This is a genomic window from Bradyrhizobium elkanii WSM2783 (assembly GCF_000472865.1).
Classification (GTDB): Bacteria; Pseudomonadota; Alphaproteobacteria; order Rhizobiales; family Xanthobacteraceae; genus Bradyrhizobium; species Bradyrhizobium elkanii_A.
This window is the reverse complement of the sequence record NZ_AXAP01000014.1, coordinates 140,605-157,886: the sequence shown is the minus strand read 5'-3', so window position 1 is coordinate 157,886 and position 17,282 is coordinate 140,605. Positions and strand designations below refer to the sequence as shown.

The following is a 17,282-nucleotide window of genomic DNA, read 5'->3' as shown; positions in this document are numbered from 1 at the left end:
GGCGCGCCGGCGCCAAGTTGGGCGGCGGCGTCAAGCGCATCGAGGCGCAGCATGCCCGCGGCAAGCTGACGGCGCGGGAGCGCATCGAGCTGCTGCTCGACAAGGGATCGTTCGAGGAATTCGACATGTTCGTCGAGCACCGCTCGACCGAATTCGGCATGGAGAAGACCAGGGTTCCCGGCGACGGTGTCGTCACCGGTTGGGGCACCGTCAACGGCCGCAAGACCTTCGTCTTCGCCAAGGATTTCACGGTGTTCGGCGGCTCGCTGTCCGAGACCCATGCGCTGAAGATCACGAAACTCCAGGACATGGCGATGAAGGCGCGGGCGCCGATCATCGGCCTCTATGACGCCGGCGGCGCCCGCATCCAGGAGGGCGTCGCCGCGCTCGCCGGCTATTCCTACGTGTTCCGCCGCAACGTCATCGCCTCCGGCGTGATCCCGCAGATCTCCGTCATCATGGGCCCCTGCGCCGGCGGCGACGTCTACTCGCCGGCGATGACCGATTTCATCTTCATGGTGAAGAACACCAGCTACATGTTCGTGACCGGTCCTGACGTGGTGAAGACCGTGACCAACGAGGTGGTCACCGCCGAGGAGCTCGGCGGCGCCTCGGTGCACGCGACGCGCTCCTCGATCGCCGACGGCGCGTTCGAGAACGACGTCGACGCGCTGTTGCAGATGCGCCGGCTGATCGACTTCCTGCCCTCGAACAACACCGACGGCGTGCCGGAGTGGCCGAGCTTCGACGACATCGGCCGGGTCGACATGTCCCTGGACACCCTGATCCCCGACAATCCGAACAAGCCCTACGACATGAAGGAATTGATCCTGAAGGTCGTGGACGAGGGCGACTTCTTCGAGATCTCCGAGACCTTCGCCAAGAACATCGTCACCGGTTTCGGCCGCATCGCCGGCCGCACCGTGGGCTTTGTCGCCAACCAGCCGATGGTGCTCGCCGGTGTGCTCGACAGCGATGCGTCACGCAAGGCCGCGCGTTTTGTCCGCTTCTGCGATGCCTTCAACATCCCGATCGTCACCTTCGTCGACGTGCCCGGCTTCCTGCCCGGCACCGCGCAGGAATATGGCGGCCTGATCAAGCACGGCGCAAAACTGCTGTTCGCCTATTCGCAATGCACGGTGCCGCTCGTCACCATCATCACCCGCAAGGCCTATGGCGGCGCCTTCGACGTCATGGCCTCCAAGGAGATCGGCGCCGACATGAACTATGCCTGGCCGACCGCGCAAATCGCGGTGATGGGCGCCAAGGGCGCGGTCGAGATCATCTTCCGCTCCGACATCGGCGACCCCGACAAGATCGCCGCGCGCACCAAGGAATACGAGGACCGCTTCCTCTCCCCCTTCATCGCCGCCGAGCGCGGCTACATCGACGACGTCATCATGCCGCATTCGACAAGGCGACGCATCGCGCGGGCGCTCGCGATGCTGAAGGACAAGAAGGTCGAGATCCCCGTGAAGAAGCACGACAATCTGCCGTTGTAGGGATGCCGTAGGGCGTTCCAAAATCACGTGGCATCGATAGGCCGATTCGGCTATATTCCGACTATGATCGAAAATCTCAAAAAGCTTCTTGAAGCGGCCAAGACGGCCAATCCGACTCCCGCGCATCGGGAGGAGCAGCGGCGTAGCTTTGTTTACGGCAATACTCATTTTGAGAATGAGCTGATTACGCGCGAGATGGTTGATCGCGAAGCTGAGAAGTTGGCCTGACGGGTGAAGAGCGCGATCGGCGGGATAGTCGCGCGCTCGAGCCCGAACTAATCAGCGATCCCCTGGAAAAGGCGACTGCGGAAGCGAGAAATGGCTTCCGCCAGTATGACGCGGCGATTGCCGCAATACAGACTGCCCTCGAACGCGGGTCGTTCAGGCTGCGGCCTTCGCTCATTCTGGGTTTGCACCGTGAGGCGCTAACAGGAATTAGCTCCTATGCAGGCAACTATCGTCCCGGCGGAGTAGCAATAGAAGGCAGCAAGCACGAACCCGTCGGTGCACATCTAGTCCCCGAACTGGTCGAGGACATGTGCGATTATGTCAATGATCACTGGAACGAGAAGTCGCCCATTCACTTGGCGTCCTATGTCATGTGGCGGCTGAATTGGATCCATCCTTTGCGGACGGCAACGGGCGAACGTCGCGCATCGTGTCGTATGCCGTGCTTTCCGTTCGCGCTGGTTCGATCCTGCCTGGCACCCCCACGATTCCCGACCAGATTGTGGACAATCGTAAGCCGTATTTTGATGCCCTCGATGCGGCAGATGTGGCTTTTCGTGAGGGGAGAATCGATGTCTCTAAGATGGAAGATCTGCTAGCTGCGTTGCTCGCATACCAGCTAACCCAGTTTTATAAAGCGATGGGTGGAAAGCTTCCCGGCTAGCTCGCTCACAACGAACTGCAGGAGAGGATCATATGCCCACTGCGCTTTTCATCGTCCGTGCCACCGTCTCCGACCCCGCGAAACGCGCCGCGTTCGATGCCTGGTATTCGCGCGCGCATTTGCCGGATGCGCTGAAATCGTTCCGTGCGAAGGCGTGGCGGCACTGGAGCGCGACCAATCCGTCGCAACATCTGGCGACTTATCAGTTTGCCGACCAGGACTCGCTCGAGCGTGCGGTTGGTGGCGAGGAGATGAAGCGGTTGATTGCCGACTTCAACCGCGATTGGCCTGACGTCACGCGGACGCGTGAGGTGCTGGTGTTGGCGGAGGAGATTGCGGCCTGATCGCCGCGTCGCGCCTACGCCGCCTTGCCCTGGTTCTTGAACATCTCCGCCGCGCGCTTCTTCAGTTCGTCGGGTGCGACGTCCTCGATGTGCGTGCCGAAGAACCAGCTATTGCCGGCGACATCCTTCACCCCGCCGGTGCGGTCACCGTAGAATTGGTCCGCCGGCTCCATGATCGAGGTCGCGCCGGCCTCGATGGCGCAGCGGTAGGCGGTGTCGACGTCGGGCACGTAGAGATAGAGCATGGCGGGCATGGCCTTGGCGTGCTCGGAGGCATCGGCAATCATCACCATGGAATCGCCGATCCTGAGTGTCGCATGCATGATCGTGCCGTCGGGCCGCAGCGTCGGCTCGTGATGTTTCCGCGCGCCCAGCGCCTGCTCCAGGAAGCTGATGATCTTCTCGGCACCCTCCACGATAAGATAAGGCGTCACGGTGTGAAACCCGTCTGGAGTCGGTCGTGCCTTTGCCGCCATGGCATTCTCCTTCGGAATTGGAGCTAACCCCGTTAACGCCGAGCGTCCATTTTGGTCGCATCGTGTCGGCAAAAAAACATCGTGGGCGAGTCCGCGGATGCAGAGGCGCGCGCGTTTGCCGCGGCGCTTTTTGTCGCGCCCAGCGCACGCGCAAAGTTCAGCGGACATTCATCTCACGGCGGCAACACTGTTCGGGCATCACATGCTGAGCAAGAAAAGGACAATGTTCATGGAACGCCGCCACTTTTTGAAGATTGCATTGGGCGCTGCCGCAGGTGTGGCAACCTTTGCTGCAACCGCGCAAGCCGCGCCGATGATGCCACTAAGCGAAGACGCGCGGCGGCCTTCCAGCCCGGATGCCCATCCTGCGGTTTCCACCGGCGATGAAGTTGAAAAGCTCAAGCCCGAACAGGTGCAATGGCATGGCGGTCACGGGCATCGCGGTCATGGGCATGGAGGTCATGGACATCGTCGCCACTGGCATCCTCACCGGGGCTGGCGCCATCGCCATCGCCGCTGGCACCGGCGGCACTGGCGTCGCTGGTGAGGCCAATCTAGTCTAGCAGGCCCACTAATCGGAAAAGGGCAGGGACCGCGTCCCTGCCCATTATTGTTTTGGCCACTAAAGTTTAGCGCGCTCTGCTCGGCCATCTGATTGGCCGAGCTTTGTTCGACTAGAGCTTCGGTTCTGATGGAATCAGATCCGAAGCTCTAGATTCTAGTTTTGACGCGTTTTCTGCGCAGATAAGTCTACGCAATCTGCGTAAACTTGATTGCTATGCGAACCGGAGTCCACTTCGCTCGAAAACGCTCTACGCTTTAACGAAAAGTTTAGAAAGGCCGGCAGCGGCCATGGCGCCAAATGAAGCCGCGGGGGCAGACGCGAGGCGCCACCACCATTCTCGGTGCAGGCCGCACGTAGACGGCGCGGTTGGGTCGGCAACCGCCATACGGACCACGGTGAAAGCCGGGGCCGCAACCGCCCGCCGCGTTTGCGGAGCTGAAGCTCGCGACCATGCCAGCCGCAACGACAGCCGCCGCCAGAACATACTTCATTCTTGTTCTCCCATTGAGTTCTCGCCGCACGCGAATGCGACACAGTGATTCGCCGCGCTGGAGTGTCGCAGACGCCGCATCACTTGTCGCGGAGCATAGTTTCCAGGGCTGAACGCGATGTGAACGGAGCGGTTACTTCTTACCGTGGAGCAAAGAAACCTGCTACCAAGTTAGCGTTCTGCAGCATTGGCCGGTGCAAATGACGAAGCAATGACGACGCCTGTTCTTCGCTGCGCTCGCGTGCCGCTATTCGCCAGTCCCGAATAGCGCAGCAAATCGCTTTTCGCCGTTCCGCGAAAAATTCACCACGCGGCTGCCCGGCGTCGTGTCGCGCGCCGCCCATTTCAACTCGGTGAAGCGCTCCATGATCGCAGCGCCCAGCGTGCCTGCCAGATGATGCCGCCGCTCGCTCCAGTCGAGGCACGCCTTGCACACGGGGCGGCGAGGATGGAGTAGCGCGTCGGCGTCGATCTGCAGCGCCTTCGCGATGAAGCGCTTGCCTTCGCCGGTCAGCTCCATCGCGTCCTTGCTCTGCCGGATCAGCCGCTGCTTCTTCATGCTGTCGAGCATCTGAACGCCGAGGTCGCCCGCGAGGTGATCGTAGCAGATCCGCGCGCGGCGGAGCGCGGGGTCCTTCGGCCCGGTGCGCACGCGCATGTGGCCGGCGCGCGCGGCAAGCCCCGCAAGCCCCTCCAGCACGCCTGCGACGTCGGTGCCGGTGAGGCGGTAATAGCGGTGGCGGCCCTGCTTTTCCGGCTCGATCAGCCCGCCGGTTTCGAGCTTTGAGAGATGCGAGCTCGCGGTCTGCGGCGTAATGCCAGCTTCCTGCGCAAGCTCGCTCGCGGTAAGTGCTCGGCCGCTCAACAGCGCGGTGAGCATGTTGGCGCGCGCGGGGTCGCCGACCAGCGACGCGACCATGGCGATGTCAGGACCAGCTTTCATACTTCGATCTTAGCCGAAGCATTAGCGTCGAGCAAGGCGTTATCATTCGCGCAACCTGATCGAAGTGTCGCACCGGTGGCGACGAGGCGGTCCATCATTCCGCGTGCGCGGACGGATGCTTCCGCCGTCGCCCGCAACGACGCAAGCTGTGGGAGCAACCCATGACCATCACCGTGTTCATCCGCTACCAGCTCAATCCCTTCAAACGCGCGCAGTTCGAGGAATATTCCAGGCGCTGGCTCACCATCATTCCCAAATGCGGGGGCGATCTGATCGGCTACTTCATGCCGCACGAGGGCACCAACAACATCGCCTTTGCGCTGATCTCGTTCGAAAGCCTTGCCGCCTACGAGGCCTATCGCGCACGGCTGCGCGCGGACGCCGAAGGCATGGCCAATTTCAACTTCGCCGAGGAAGAGAAATTCATCCTGGCCGAAGAGCGGACTTTTTTGCGCCCGGTTACGTTGTAGACTGTCGCCTTCCGGAACGAGGGAGGTGCCGATGATTGCCGTGATCTTCGAGGTCTGGCCGAAGCCCGAACTTCGGCAGCAATATTTCGATCTTGCCGCCGAGTTGCGGCCGATCCTGGAGAGCATTGACGGCTTCATTTCCGTGGAGCGCTTCGAGAGCCTGACCGAGAAGGGAAAGTTCCTGTCGATATCGTTCTTCCGCAATGAAGCCGCCGTCGAGGCCTGGCGCAATGTGGTGGAACATCGCAGGTCTCAGGCGAAGGGCCGCGCGGTCATATTTGAGGACTACCGGATCCGGATCGCCAGTGTGATCCGCGACTACGGCATGAACGATCGCGCGCAGGCGCCCAGGGACAGCCGTGCCGTTCATGAGCCGTACTAGCTCGCAATACCAATCATCGAAAGGAGAGCAAACATGCCGGTCACGATTGCCGAGAAGCGCGCTGCGTTCAGGAAGCTACATGAGAGCGGCTGCTTCATCCTGCCCAACCCCTTTGACGTCGGCAGCGCCCGCGCACTGCAGCAACTCGGCTTCAAGGCGCTCGCCTCTACCAGCGCCGGCTTTGCCTGGACCATCGGCAAGGCCGACAACCGCGTCACGGTCGATGATGTCGTGGGCCATCTGACGGCGCTCTGCGCCGCCGTCGATCTGCCCGTCAACGCCGATTTCGAAGGCGGCTTTGCCGTCGAGCCGGATAACGTTGCAACCAACGTTGCCCGCGGCGTCAGGACAGGGGTTGCGGGACTCTCGATCGAGGACTCGACCGGCGATGCGGCAAAGCCGCTGTACGATTCCAGCCTGGCGGTCGAACGCATCAAGGCCGCGCGCAAGGCGATCGACGCCGAGGATAGCGGCGTCCTGCTCACCGGCCGTTGCGAAGCCTTCCTGTGGGGACGGAACGATCTCAATCTTGTCATTGAGCGGCTGCAAGCCTATTCCGCCGCCGGCGCCGATTGTCTCTATGCGCCCGGCATCAAGACGCGGGAAGAGATCGCTGCAGTCGTAAAGGCGGTGCATCCCAAACCCGTCAATCTCCTGATCGGCGCCTCCGGCCTGTCGCTGGCGGAAGCCACCGATCTCGGCGTGCGCCGCATCAGCGTCGGCGGCTCGCTGGCACGCAACGCCTGGGCCGGCTTCATGAAAGCCGCACGCGAGATGGCGGAGCAGGGGACCTTCACCGAACTCGCCCACGGCTATCCCGGCGGCGAGCTCAACAAGATGTTCAAGTAGCGGTTCTCACAAGAAACACGGCGGGCAGATTGAGCCCGCCGTGCCTGCGAGAGTGTCGATACCTCTTACTTATTGCTGTCCGGCTTGGCCGAACGGTCGATCTCCTGGCCGGTCGGATTCGACTGCGGTGGTGTCGGGCGGTTGGTCGCCGCGCCCGTCGTCGTGCCGGGTTCGGTGTTGGCCTTCGGCGTGGTCGATGGAGATGCGGGGTTGGCCGGCTGGTTCTGCGCGCTCTGCGATGGCGGCGTCGTGCCGGCATTGTTAACGGACGTGTTGTTCAGGCCATAGAACACTGCGCCAAGCACCACCGCGATCGCAATCGCGAACATCGCGATCTTCGCACCACTGGCCGGGCCCTCGGCAAGCTCCGGATCGGGCTGCAACTCATTGTCCAGATTGTTGAGACGCGCCTGATGGCGGATCTCCTCCTCGGTCATATTGCTGCGGTCAGGGTCATTCGGTTGGTATGCCATTGGGGTTCCTCCGTTAGCCTAAGTTACAACTCGCGAGCGCTCCCTGACGTTCCCGGTCCCTGCGTGCTGCACGTCTTCGTCGAAGAAGAATGCACTGCACAAAAACACGCGAGCGAGAATCGCGCCGGCCGTTTGACGCCATGCCTGCATCCGCCCACCTGCTGTCGGCCTTCCGGGCACCTTACGGCATTTCGCGCAACACCCCTCCGGCGCACGAAGCGAAAACAAACCCGGTCATTCCAGGCACGAAATTGCGAACTTCGAAAGCGAGGTGCTTCAGCACAGAATTGTGCTGCGCGGCCTTTGAAAACCGACATAGACTGGTTCTAAGGCGCTTGGATGACTAGCTAAAATCAGTCGCTGCGACCAAGGATTACGAGGGCTTAGATGGGAATCAACCAAGGTCCGATCAGTCTCGACCAGAAATATACTCAGGGCACCGGCCATATCTTTCTGACCGGCATCCAGGCCCTCGTCCGTCTGCCGATGGCGCAGATCCGCCGCGACCGTGCAGCCGGCCTCAACACCGCGGGCTTCATCTCCGGCTATCGCGGCTCGCCGCTTGGCGGTTACGACCAGCAGCTCTTTGCGGCGAAGCACCATCTTGAGCAGTACAACATCAAGTTCCAGCCTGGCGTGAACGAGGACTTGGCTGCCACGGCGGTCTGGGGCTCGCAGCAGCTCCACCTTTCGCCCGGCGCCAACTACGACGGCGTGGTCGGCATCTGGTACGGCAAGGGCCCCGGCGTCGACCGCTGCGGCGACGTGTTCCGCCACGGCAATGCGGCGGGCTCCGCCAAGCATGGCGGCGTGCTGTGTCTGGCCGGCGACGACCATGGCGCCAAATCCTCCACCGTGCCACATCAGTCCGACCATGCCTTCATCTCGGCGCTGATGCCCTATCTCTATCCGTCCAGCATCCACGAGATGATCGAGATGGGTCTGCTCGGCATCGCGATGTCGCGCTACTCCGGCTGCTGGGTCGGCATGAAGGTGATCACGGAGACAGTCGAGACCACGGCCGAGATCGACCTCAGCGACGAGATGACGCCGTTCGTGATCCCGACCGATTTCGAACTGCCGCCTGATGGCCTTAACATCCGCTGGCCCGACGACCGCTTCGAGCAGGACCGGCGCCTGCAGGACTACAAGGGCTATGCGGCGATCGCTTTTGCCCGCGCCAACAAGGTCAACCGCATCACCATGGATTCGCCGAACGCGCGCTACGGCATCATGGCCTCAGGCAAGAGCTACGAGGACATCCGTCAGGCGCTGCGCGAACTCGGCATCACGGAGGAGATCGCCGCCAAGATCGGCATCCGGCTCTACAAGATCGGCATGCCCTGGCCGCTGGAGCCGGAAGGCGTGCGCAACTTTGCCGTCGGCCTGGAGGAGATCTTCATCGTCGAGGAACGGCGCGAGATCGTCGAGAACCAGGTCAAGCAGGAACTCTTCAACTGGCGCGACGACGTCCGCCCGCGCATCGTCGGCAAGATGGACGAACACGAGAAGCGCTTCCTTACTTTCGCTGCCGAGCTCAGCGTCGCCTCGCTCGCGAGCTCGCTGACCGAGCGCCTGCTTCGACTCAATCTCAACCCTGAGATCGCCGAGATGCTGCGCGCCAAGGCCGATTGGTTCAACGGCCGCCAGGCGACGCAAATGCAGGCGACATCCCCGATCGCCCGCGTCCCGTATTTCTGCTCGGGCTGCCCGCACAACACCTCGACCAAAGTGCCGGAAGGCAGCCGCGCGATGGCCGGCATCGGCTGCCACTTCATGGCGCTGTGGATGAACCGCAACACCGAGACCTTCACCCATATGGGCGGGGAGGGCGTGCCGTGGGTCGGCATCGCGCCGTTCACCAACGAGAACCACATCTTCGCCAATCTCGGCGACGGCACCTATTTCCATTCCGGCATTCTGGCGATCCGGCAGGCGGTCGCTTCCAAGGCCAACATCACCTACAAGATCCTCTACAACGACGCGGTTGCGATGACCGGCGGCCAGCGTCACGACGGCGATCTGTCGCCGCAGCAGATCACCTTCCAGCTCCACGCCGAAGGCATCCGCGAGATCTACCTCGTCTCTGAAAATCCCGACGCCTATCCGGCCAGCACCATCGCGCCCGGCGTGAAGCTCGCCCATCGCGACGAGCTTGAGAACGTCATGAAGGCGTGCCGCGAGTTCAAGGGCACGTCCGCGATCGTGTTCGTGCAGACCTGCGCCGCCGAGAAGCGCCGCCGCCGCAAGCGCGGCCTGATGGAGGATCCGCAGCGCCGCGTGCTGATCAACCCCGCGGTCTGCGAGGGCTGCGGCGACTGCTCGGTGCAGTCGAACTGCATCTCGGTCGAGCCGCTGGAGACCGAGTTCGGCCGCAAGCGCACCATCAACCAGTCGACCTGCAACAAGGACTATTCGTGCGTGAAGGGCTTTTGCCCGTCCTTCGTCACCGTCGATGGCGGCAAGCTGCGCCGCCGCGCGCCGCCGGATCTCGGCGCCATCGGTGAGCTGCCGGAGCCGGCGACGCGGCCGTCGCTGGAGCGTCCCTACAACATCGCGGTTGGCGGTGTCGGAGGCACCGGCGTGCTGACGATCGGCGCGCTGCTCGGCATGGCCGCGCACATCGAAGGCAAGGCCAGCATGATCCTGGACATGTCCGGCCTCGCGCAGAAGGGCGGGGCGGTGCTGAGCCACGTCCGCTTGTCCGATCACCCGGCCGACGTCACCTGCTCGCGCATCGTCACCGGCACCGCCGATCTCGTGCTGGCCGCGGACGAGGTGGTCGCGGCGTCCAAGGAGACGATCACGCTGTGCGAATCCGGCCGCACCGCCGGCATCATCAACAGCCATGTGATCCCGACCGCGGACTTCATCCTCAACCGCGACTTCAACTTCCAGGTTCGCAAGGTCAACTCGGTGCTGGAGAACGCACTGCGCCAGGACTCTGCGTTCTTCGATTTCACCAGGCCGGCCGAAGCCCTGCTTGGCGACAGCATCGCCACCAACATCATGATGATGGGCTACGCCTATCAGAAGGGCCTGTTGCCGCTGTCGGCGGCGTCGATCGAGCAGGCGATCGAGGTCAACGGCGTCTCGATCAAGATGAACAAGGAGGCCTTCCAGCTCGGCCGTCTTGCCGCCGCCGATCCGGTGCGGCTGGCCGCGATGATGAAGGACCAGGACGAGCCGGTCGCGCCGAAGACGCTGGATGCCATGACGCTGGACGAGATCATCGCCCACCGCAGTGCCCATCTCACGGCGTATCAGAGTAGCAGGTTGGCAAAACGCTATCGCAAGCTGGTCGACCAGGTGCGCGATGCCGCCACCAAGGGCGGCCACGGCGAAGCGCTGCCGCGCGCGGTTGCGATCAACTATGCCAAGCTGCTCGCCTACAAGGACGAGTACGAGGTCGCGCGGCTCTTCACCGACGGCAAGTTCGAACATCAGCTCCGCGAGCAGTTCGAAGGCGATTTCAAGTTCAACTTCAACCTCGCGCCGCCGATCCTGGCGCGCGGCGTTGACGCCCAGGGCCGCCCGAAGAAGCGCGCCTTCGGTCCGTGGATGCTGAATGCCTTCCGCGTGCTGGCCAGGCTGCGTTTCCTGCGCGGCACGCCGCTCGACCTCTTCGGCTATAGCGCCGATCGCAAGCTCGAGCGCGATTTGATCGCAGGCTACGAGAAGGACGTCGCGACCGTGCTCGGCCTGTTGTCGCCGGTCACGGTCGACACCGCTGTCGAGTTGCTCTCGCTGCCCGATCGCATCCGCGGCTACGGCCCGGTGAAGGAAAAGGCGGTGCAGGACGCAAAAGCTCGCTACGCCCAACTCGCCGCCGACCTCGCCAACCCGCCGCCGGCCCCGAGGCAAATGGCAGCGGAGTAGACGGTCGTCACCATCATCGTCGTCCCGGCCTTGGGCCGGGACCCATAACCACAGGCGTTTGTAGGCTGCTCCGCTACAACCGCTTGTCCCTGCCCACAACGCCATCCTGTGGTTATGGGTCCCCGCTTTCGCGGGGACGACGGAGAGATATCTGCCTCTCGCCGCACGGAATATTTCCGCGCTTGCCAAGGCCTGCCTGACGGTCCAGAAAAACGCTCGCACCAGAAACGCCAGCGGAGAACGAGTTGACCATCAAAGGCAAGGCTTACATTGCCGGCATCTATGAGCATCCCACCCGGCATGCTCCCGACAAATCCACCGCGCAGCTCCATGCCGAGGTTGCCAAGGGCGCGATCGAGGATGCGGGGCTCACCAAGGACGATATCGACGGCTATTTCCTCGCCGGCGATGCGCCCGGCGGGCTCTGGCCGATGGTCGATTATCTCGGCTTCAACACCAAGAAGTTGCGGCACGTCGATTCCACCGAGACCGGCGGCTGTTCCTACCTGATCCACCTGGGTCACGCAGCCGAAGCGATTGCTGCCGGCAAATGCTCGATCGCGCTGGTGACGCTCGCCGGCAAGCCGCGCACCGGCGTGATGCCGCCGCGCGCCGCCGGCGCCGAGGCCGATTTCGAATCCGCCTACGGGGCTACCACGCATAACGCCTACGGCATGTGTGCCATGCGCCATATGCACGATTACGGCACCACCAGCGAGCAGCTCGCCTGGATCAAGGTCGCCGCATCCCATCACGCGCAATACAACCCGCACGCGATGCTGAAGGAGGTCGTCACAGTCGAGGACGTCCTGAACTCACCGATGATTTCAGATCCGCTGCACCGCATGGATTGCTGCGTCGTCACCGACGGCGGCGGCGCGATGATCGTCACCACGGAGGAAATCGCGAAGAGCCTGAAGAAGCCGCTGGTGCGCCTGATCGGCCATGGCGAAGCGATGAAGGGCCCGCGCGGCGGCAAGGATCTCGATCTGACGTATTCCGCCGGCGTGTGGTCCGGTCCGCGCGCCTTCGAGGAAGCGGGCGTGACGCCGAAGGATATCAAATACGCCTCGATCTACGACAGCTTCACCATCACCGTGCTGATGCAACTCGAAGACCTCGGCTTCTGCAAGAAAGGCGAGGGCGGCAAGTTCGTCGCCGACGGCAACCTGATTTCCGGCGTCGGCAGATTGCCGTTCAACACCGATGGCGGCGGGCTCTGCAGCAACCATCCCGTCAACCGCGGCGGCATGACCAAGATCCTCGAGGCCGTCCGGCAACTCCGCGGCGAAGCGCATCCGAAGGTGCAGGTGCCCAATTGCGATCTCGCGATCGCGCATGGCACCGGCGGCCTGCTCGGCGTCCGCCACGCCGCCTCGACCTGCATTCTGGAGCGCGTGTGATGACTGAAGCGAAGAAATACAATGCGCCGGTGACCAACCCGGAAACCGCGCCGTTCTGGGAAGCGGCCAAGCAGGGCAAGTTCCTGATCAAGCGCTGCACCGCCTGCGGCGAGCCGCATTACTTTCCGCGGTCGATCTGCCCGTTCTGCTTCTCCGACAAGACGGTGTGGGAAGAGAGCTCCGGCGAGGCCACCGTCTATACCTACAGCCTGATGCGGAAGTCGCCGACCGGCCCGTATGCGATCGCCTATGTCACGCTGAAGGAAGGCCCGTCACTGCAGACAAATATCGTCGACTGCGACCTGGACAAGATCAGGATCGGCCAGAAGGTGAAGGTGGTGTGGAAGCCGACCGATGGCGCGCCACTGCCGTTCTTCACGGCGGCCTAGCCTTAACCTTCTCCCCTTGTGGGAGAAGGTGGCGCGCATGCAATGCGCGCCGGATGAGGGGTTCTCTCCGCGAGTTCGGTGCTTGTGGAGGCGACCCCTCACCCGAACGAGTTTGAGGCCGGCCGCGGAGTTGCCCTCTCCCACAAGGGGAGAGGGCGCTGCAACGGGTGCCGGTGAAGAATCCGGGAGGAGTGAAAAAATGCCGATCAACTACGAGCAACTGATGGCCCTGAAAAATCTCGGCCAGAAGTACAGCTACGGCGATCGCGAGGTGATGCTCTACGCCTATGGCATCGGCATGGGCGCCGATCCCATGGACGAGCGCGAACTCGCTTTCGTCAATGAAGCGACGCTGACGCCGCGTCCGCTGAAGGTGGTGCCGACCTTCGCGTCCGTTGCGGCCTGGGGTGCCGGCCCCGGCGAAATGAACCTCAATCGCGTGCTGGTGGTCGATGGCGAGCGCGACATCAGCTTCCACAAGCCGCTCGCAACGGCCGCAAACATCACCGCTGATTCCAGCGTGCTCGACGTGTTCGACAAGGGCAAGGACAAGGGCGCGGTGATCCGCCACCAGACCATCCTGAGGGATGAGAAGGGCGAGAAGCTCGTCACGCTGGTCGCCTCGCGCTTCGCCCGCGGCGACGGCGGCTTTGGCGGACCGTCCGAGGGCCAGCCGGAGCCGCACAAGGTGCCGGAGCGCGTGCCGGATAAGACCGTCGACATCGCGACGCGCCCGGACCAGGCGCTGATCTACCGCCTCTGCGGCGACCGCAACCCGCTGCATTCCGATCCGGAGTTCGCCAAGAAAGCGGGCTTCCCCAGGCCGATCCTGCACGGCATGTGCACCTATGGCATCACCTGCCGCGGCGTGCTGCAGACCTACGGCGATTACGATCCGTCCGCCTTCAAGCAGCACGTCGCTCGCTTCTCCTCGCCGGTCTATCCCGGCGAGACCGTGACGATCGATCTCTGGAAGGACGGCAACGTGATCTCGTTCGAGGCCAAGGTGAAATCGCGCGGCGTCACCGTGATCCGCAACGGCAAGACGGTGCTGGGCTAGTCGGCCGTGGTTGAGGCGCTCTGAGTTTATTTCGTCATGCCTGGGTAAAAGCGCGAAGCGCGTCTTCGCGCTAGATGACCCGGGCATCCACGTTCTTTGTTGCAAATGGCGCCTAAGGCGTGGATGGCCGGGACGAGCCCGGCCATGACGGAGAGGAAGAAAAAACAAAACGGGAGAAGCAACCATGGGATTACTCGACGGCAAGGTGGCGCTGATCACCGGCGCGGGCGGCGGGCTCGGTGAGGCCTACGCAAGACTATTCGCACGCGAGGGCGCGGCGGTGGTGGTCAACGATCTCGGCGGCCCGCGCGATGGCTCGGGCGCTGACAAGTCGATGGCGCAGCAGGTGGTGGATGCGATCAAGGCCGAGGGCGGCCGCGCGGTCGCCAATGGGGCCGACATCTCGACGCTGGAAGGCGGCCAGTCGGTGTTCGACGATGCCATCAAGAATTTCGGCCGCGCCGACATCCTCGTCAACAATGCCGGTATCCTGCGCGACCAGACCTTCGCCAAATCGAGCGAGGCCGACTGGGACAGGGTGATCAAGGTGCATCTCAAAGGCACCTTCTGCTGCACGCTGCCGGTTTTCCGCTGGATGCGCGAGAACGGCGGCGGCGTTATCGTCAACACCTCCTCGACCTCGGGGCTGATCGGCAATTTCGGCCAGAGCAACTATGGCGCGGCCAAGGGCGGCATCTGGGGTTTTTCCAACGTGCTGGCAATCGAGGGCCGCAAATACAACATCCGGGTCTGGACGCTGGCGCCGGGCGCCTTGACGCGCATGACAGCAGACCTGCCCCGCTATAAAGAAAACCCCGGTGCCGCGCTCGGCCCGGACGGCATCGCGCCGGCCGTGCTATACATGGTCAGCGATTTGTCGGGTGACCAGACCGGCAAGGTGCTCGGTGTCTCCGGCCCGCGCGGGGTGCGGGAGATGCGTATGATGGAAATGGAAGGCTGGAAGCCGCCGTTCACAGGCTGGAAAGCCGAGGATATCGTCGCCCATGCCAACGAGATCTTCTTCTCCGAGGAGCAGATCAAGATGGGTGCGCGGCGGTTTTGATGGTTAACACGTCGTTCCGGGGCGCTCGAAGCACGAGCCCGGAATGACGAAAAGAGGATAGACGCACGAATGACAAAGCTCACCGCCCAGGCCGCCGGCACCTTTGCGATCGCGCCGACGCCGTTCCATGATGACGGCCGCATCGACGAGCGTTCGATCGACCGGCTCAGCGACTTCTACACCGAGGTCGGCTGCGACGGCGTCACCGTGCTCGGCATCCTGGGCGAGGCGCCGAAGCTGGATGCAGCCGAGGCCGAGCAGGTCGCACTTCGCTTCGTCAAGCGCGCCAAGGATCTGCAGGTGATCGTCGGCGTCTCCGCGCCGGGCTTCGCCTCGATGCGCTCGCTGGCCAAGGCATCGATGGATGCCGGCGCCGCCGGCGTCATGATCGCGCCGCCGCCGCACCTGCGCACCGACGACCAGATCATCGGCTACTTCAAGCAGGCACAGGAAGCGATCGGCGACGACATTCCCTGGGTGCTGCAGGATTACCCGCTGACGCTCACGGTGGTGTTCACGCCCGCGGTGATCCGCAAGATCGTGACGGACTGCCCATCGTGCGTGATGCTCAAGCACGAGGATTGGCCGGGCCTGGAGAAGATCACGACGCTGCGCAATTTCCAGAAGGACGGCTCGCTGCGGCCGCTGTCGATCCTGGTCGGCAATGGCGGCCTGTTCCTCGATTTCGAGATGGAGCGCGGCGCCGACGGCGCGATGACCGGCTACGCATTCCCCGAGCTCCTGATCGACGTGGTCAAGCTCTCAAAGGCCGGCAAACGCGACGCCGCGCATGATCTGTTCGACGCCCATTTGCCGCTGATCCGCTACGAGCAGCAGCCGGGCGTCGGGCTCACCGTGCGCAAATATGTGCTGCAGAAGCGCGGCATCATCGCCTCGAGCGCCCAGCGCAAGCCGGGCGCCGTCATCACGCCGCAGGCGATGGCGGAGGTCGATTACCTGCTGTCGCGCGTGGCCCGCGTCGACCGCCGCGCCAACCTGCAGCCGCAGTCCAGCGCCGCAGGCTGAATTCTTACATCTCATGGTGAGGAGGCGCACAGCGCCGTCTCGAACCATGAGGCCCGGATGTTTCCGCATCATCCTTCGAGACGCGGCCGATGGCCGCTCCTCAGGATGAGGTCCTGAGGAGTGAGCCGCCATGGCCGAGATCGTCACGCCGCGCCCTGCCTCCACCATCCTGCTGCTGCGGGATGCCGCCGCGCGGCGCGAAATCGAAGTCTTCATGATGGTGCGCCATTACGAGATCGATTTCTCCTCCGGCGCGCTGGTGTTTCCCGGCGGCAGTGTCGACAAGGGCGACAAGGAGATCATCGCCAACCACGCGCTCTATTCCGCAGGCGAGGGGCTCGACGAGAGCGCGCTCAGCTTCCGCATCGGCGCGATCCGCGAGACGTTCGAGGAGAGCGGCATCCTGCTGGCGCGGCCGAAGGGATCGAGCGAGCTGGTGGATGCCGGACGGGCCCACGAGATCGAGCTCGCGCATCGGAGCCGGCTCTGCGAAGGCAAGACCAGCTTCCTGAACGTGCTGGCCGAGACCGGCATGGTGCTGGCGCTGGACGAACTCGTGCCTTACGCGCACTGGATCACGCCGGAAGGCATGTCCAAGCGGTTCGACACCTGGTTCTTCCTTGCCGCAGCGCCCCCGGAGCAGCTCGGCGCCCATGACGGCAGGGAATCCACAGATTCGATCTGGGTTTCCCCTCGGGAGGCGCTGGAGGGCGGGGAGAGTGGCCGCTTCAAGCTGCCGTTCCCGACCACCCGCAACCTGATCAGGCTCGGCAAGCAGGCCAGCGTCGGAGAGGCGCTGCAGGACAGCCGCGGCAAATCCATCGTCACGGTGATGCCTATCATGACCAAGACCGCCACCGGCCGCCAGCTCCGTATCCCGCTCGAGGCCGGCTATGACGGCGAGGTCTTCGAGGTCGGCGCCGCCGGCTGAGGTCTCAGATGGGGCCTCATGGTTCGAGACGGCGCTTCGCGCCTCCTCACCATGAGGGGCTAGCACTGATCCGAACTCGGCCAAGAACTCGGACCTCATCCTGAGGAGACCGCGCAGCGGTCGTCTCGAAGGACGGGACCTAGGC

Annotated in this window: 19 protein-coding genes and 1 pseudogene; 16 read left to right on the top strand and 4 right to left on the bottom strand. The window is 63.4% G+C overall.

Features of this window, described 5'->3' with window-relative positions:
• From YY7_RS0115545 to YY7_RS0115530, 5 genes and pseudogenes are all read left to right on the top strand, one after another.
• The coding region (locus YY7_RS0115545; RefSeq protein ID WP_028164067.1) for an acyl-CoA carboxylase subunit beta at nt 1-1,502 on the top strand (1,502 nt) is incomplete at its 5' end.
• 63 nt (nt 1,503-1,565) lie between these two features.
• Nucleotides 1,566-1,730, top strand: a complete 165-nt coding sequence (locus YY7_RS61900; protein ID WP_196237274.1) for a hypothetical protein — start codon at nt 1,566-1,568, stop codon at nt 1,728-1,730.
• A 182-nt stretch (nt 1,731-1,912) separates the two neighbouring features.
• A pseudogene (locus tag YY7_RS63145) lies at nt 1,913-2,077 on the top strand (Fic family protein); the annotation flags it as partial.
• A gap of 38 nt (nt 2,078-2,115) precedes the next feature.
• Nucleotides 2,116-2,394, top strand: coding sequence for a filamentation induced by cAMP protein fic (locus YY7_RS63140; RefSeq protein WP_245287286.1), 279 nt, complete (start codon nt 2,116-2,118; stop codon nt 2,392-2,394).
• Nucleotides 2,395-2,426: 32 nt separating this feature from the next.
• Entirely contained in the window at nt 2,427-2,738 is a 312-nt protein-coding gene (locus tag YY7_RS0115530) for a hypothetical protein (RefSeq protein ID WP_028164066.1), read from the top strand.
• Nucleotides 2,739-2,752: 14 nt separating this feature from the next.
• On the opposite strand, the gene YY7_RS0115525 is transcribed toward YY7_RS0115530, so the two are convergent.
• A complete protein-coding gene (locus tag YY7_RS0115525) occupies nt 2,753-3,214 on the bottom strand; it encodes a VOC family protein (protein ID WP_028164065.1) in 462 nt (153 codons plus the stop codon).
• 389 nt (nt 3,215-3,603) lie between these two features.
• Here YY7_RS0115525 and YY7_RS64750 point away from each other — a divergent pair, with 389 nt between their 5' ends.
• A complete protein-coding gene (locus YY7_RS64750) occupies nt 3,604-3,777 on the top strand; it encodes a hypothetical protein (RefSeq protein WP_155255187.1) in 174 nt (57 codons plus the stop codon).
• A gap of 268 nt (nt 3,778-4,045) precedes the next feature.
• Here the strand turns inward: YY7_RS64750 and YY7_RS65035 are convergent, their stop codons facing one another.
• On the bottom strand, nt 4,046-4,270 hold the full coding sequence (locus YY7_RS65035) for a GCG_CRPN prefix-to-repeats domain-containing protein (protein ID WP_080663701.1): 225 nt from the start codon (nt 4,268-4,270) through the stop codon (nt 4,046-4,048).
• 246 nt (nt 4,271-4,516) lie between these two features.
• Complete coding sequence (locus tag YY7_RS0115510) at nt 4,517-5,212, bottom strand: ArsR/SmtB family transcription factor (protein ID WP_028164064.1); 696 nt, start codon at nt 5,210-5,212, stop codon at nt 4,517-4,519.
• Nucleotides 5,213-5,373: 161 nt separating this feature from the next.
• On the opposite strand from YY7_RS0115510, the gene YY7_RS0115505 reads away from it, so the two are divergent.
• The 3 genes from YY7_RS0115505 to YY7_RS0115495 are packed head-to-tail and all read left to right on the top strand — an operon-like array spanning nt 5,374 to nt 6,913.
• On the top strand, nt 5,374-5,682 hold the full coding sequence (locus YY7_RS0115505; protein WP_028164063.1) for an NIPSNAP family protein: 309 nt from the start codon (nt 5,374-5,376) through the stop codon (nt 5,680-5,682).
• Nucleotides 5,683-5,713: 31 nt separating this feature from the next.
• Nucleotides 5,714-6,064 (top strand): antibiotic biosynthesis monooxygenase family protein, encoded by a 351-nt coding sequence (locus tag YY7_RS0115500; protein ID WP_028164062.1) that lies wholly within the window; start codon nt 5,714-5,716, stop codon nt 6,062-6,064.
• Between the two features lie 33 nt (nt 6,065-6,097).
• Nucleotides 6,098-6,913: an isocitrate lyase/PEP mutase family protein gene (locus YY7_RS0115495; protein ID WP_028164061.1), complete on the top strand. Its 816-nt coding sequence runs from the start codon at nt 6,098-6,100 to the stop codon at nt 6,911-6,913.
• Nucleotides 6,914-6,978: 65 nt separating this feature from the next.
• Here YY7_RS0115495 and YY7_RS0115490 read toward each other — a convergent pair whose 3' ends face one another.
• The gene (locus tag YY7_RS0115490; protein ID WP_028164060.1) at nt 6,979-7,386 is read right to left on the bottom strand and encodes a hypothetical protein; all 408 of its coding nucleotides are present in this window, start codon (nt 7,384-7,386) and stop codon (nt 6,979-6,981) included.
• Between the two features lie 387 nt (nt 7,387-7,773).
• On the opposite strand from YY7_RS0115490, the gene YY7_RS0115485 reads away from it, so the two are divergent.
• From YY7_RS0115485 to YY7_RS0115455, 7 genes are all read left to right on the top strand, one after another.
• Nucleotides 7,774-11,265: an indolepyruvate ferredoxin oxidoreductase family protein gene (locus YY7_RS0115485; RefSeq protein ID WP_028164059.1), complete on the top strand. Its 3,492-nt coding sequence runs from the start codon at nt 7,774-7,776 to the stop codon at nt 11,263-11,265.
• A gap of 245 nt (nt 11,266-11,510) precedes the next feature.
• Nucleotides 11,511-12,668, top strand: a complete 1,158-nt coding sequence (locus tag YY7_RS0115480; RefSeq protein WP_028164058.1) for a thiolase domain-containing protein — start codon at nt 11,511-11,513, stop codon at nt 12,666-12,668.
• Complete coding sequence (locus YY7_RS0115475; protein ID WP_028164057.1) at nt 12,668-13,057, top strand: Zn-ribbon domain-containing OB-fold protein; 390 nt, start codon at nt 12,668-12,670, stop codon at nt 13,055-13,057. Before YY7_RS0115480 ends, YY7_RS0115475 begins: the two co-directional genes overlap by 1 nt.
• A 199-nt stretch (nt 13,058-13,256) precedes the next feature.
• Nucleotides 13,257-14,117, top strand: a complete 861-nt coding sequence (locus YY7_RS0115470) for a MaoC family dehydratase (protein WP_028164056.1) — start codon at nt 13,257-13,259, stop codon at nt 14,115-14,117.
• Nucleotides 14,118-14,301: 184 nt separating this feature from the next.
• Nucleotides 14,302-15,180: an SDR family oxidoreductase gene (locus YY7_RS0115465; protein WP_028164055.1), complete on the top strand. Its 879-nt coding sequence runs from the start codon at nt 14,302-14,304 to the stop codon at nt 15,178-15,180.
• A gap of 69 nt (nt 15,181-15,249) precedes the next feature.
• Entirely contained in the window at nt 15,250-16,206 is a 957-nt protein-coding gene (locus YY7_RS0115460; RefSeq protein ID WP_028164054.1) for a dihydrodipicolinate synthase family protein, read from the top strand.
• A gap of 130 nt (nt 16,207-16,336) precedes the next feature.
• On the top strand, nt 16,337-17,137 hold the full coding sequence (locus YY7_RS0115455; protein WP_028164053.1) for an NUDIX hydrolase: 801 nt from the start codon (nt 16,337-16,339) through the stop codon (nt 17,135-17,137).
• Nucleotides 17,138-17,282 lie beyond the last annotated feature (145 nt).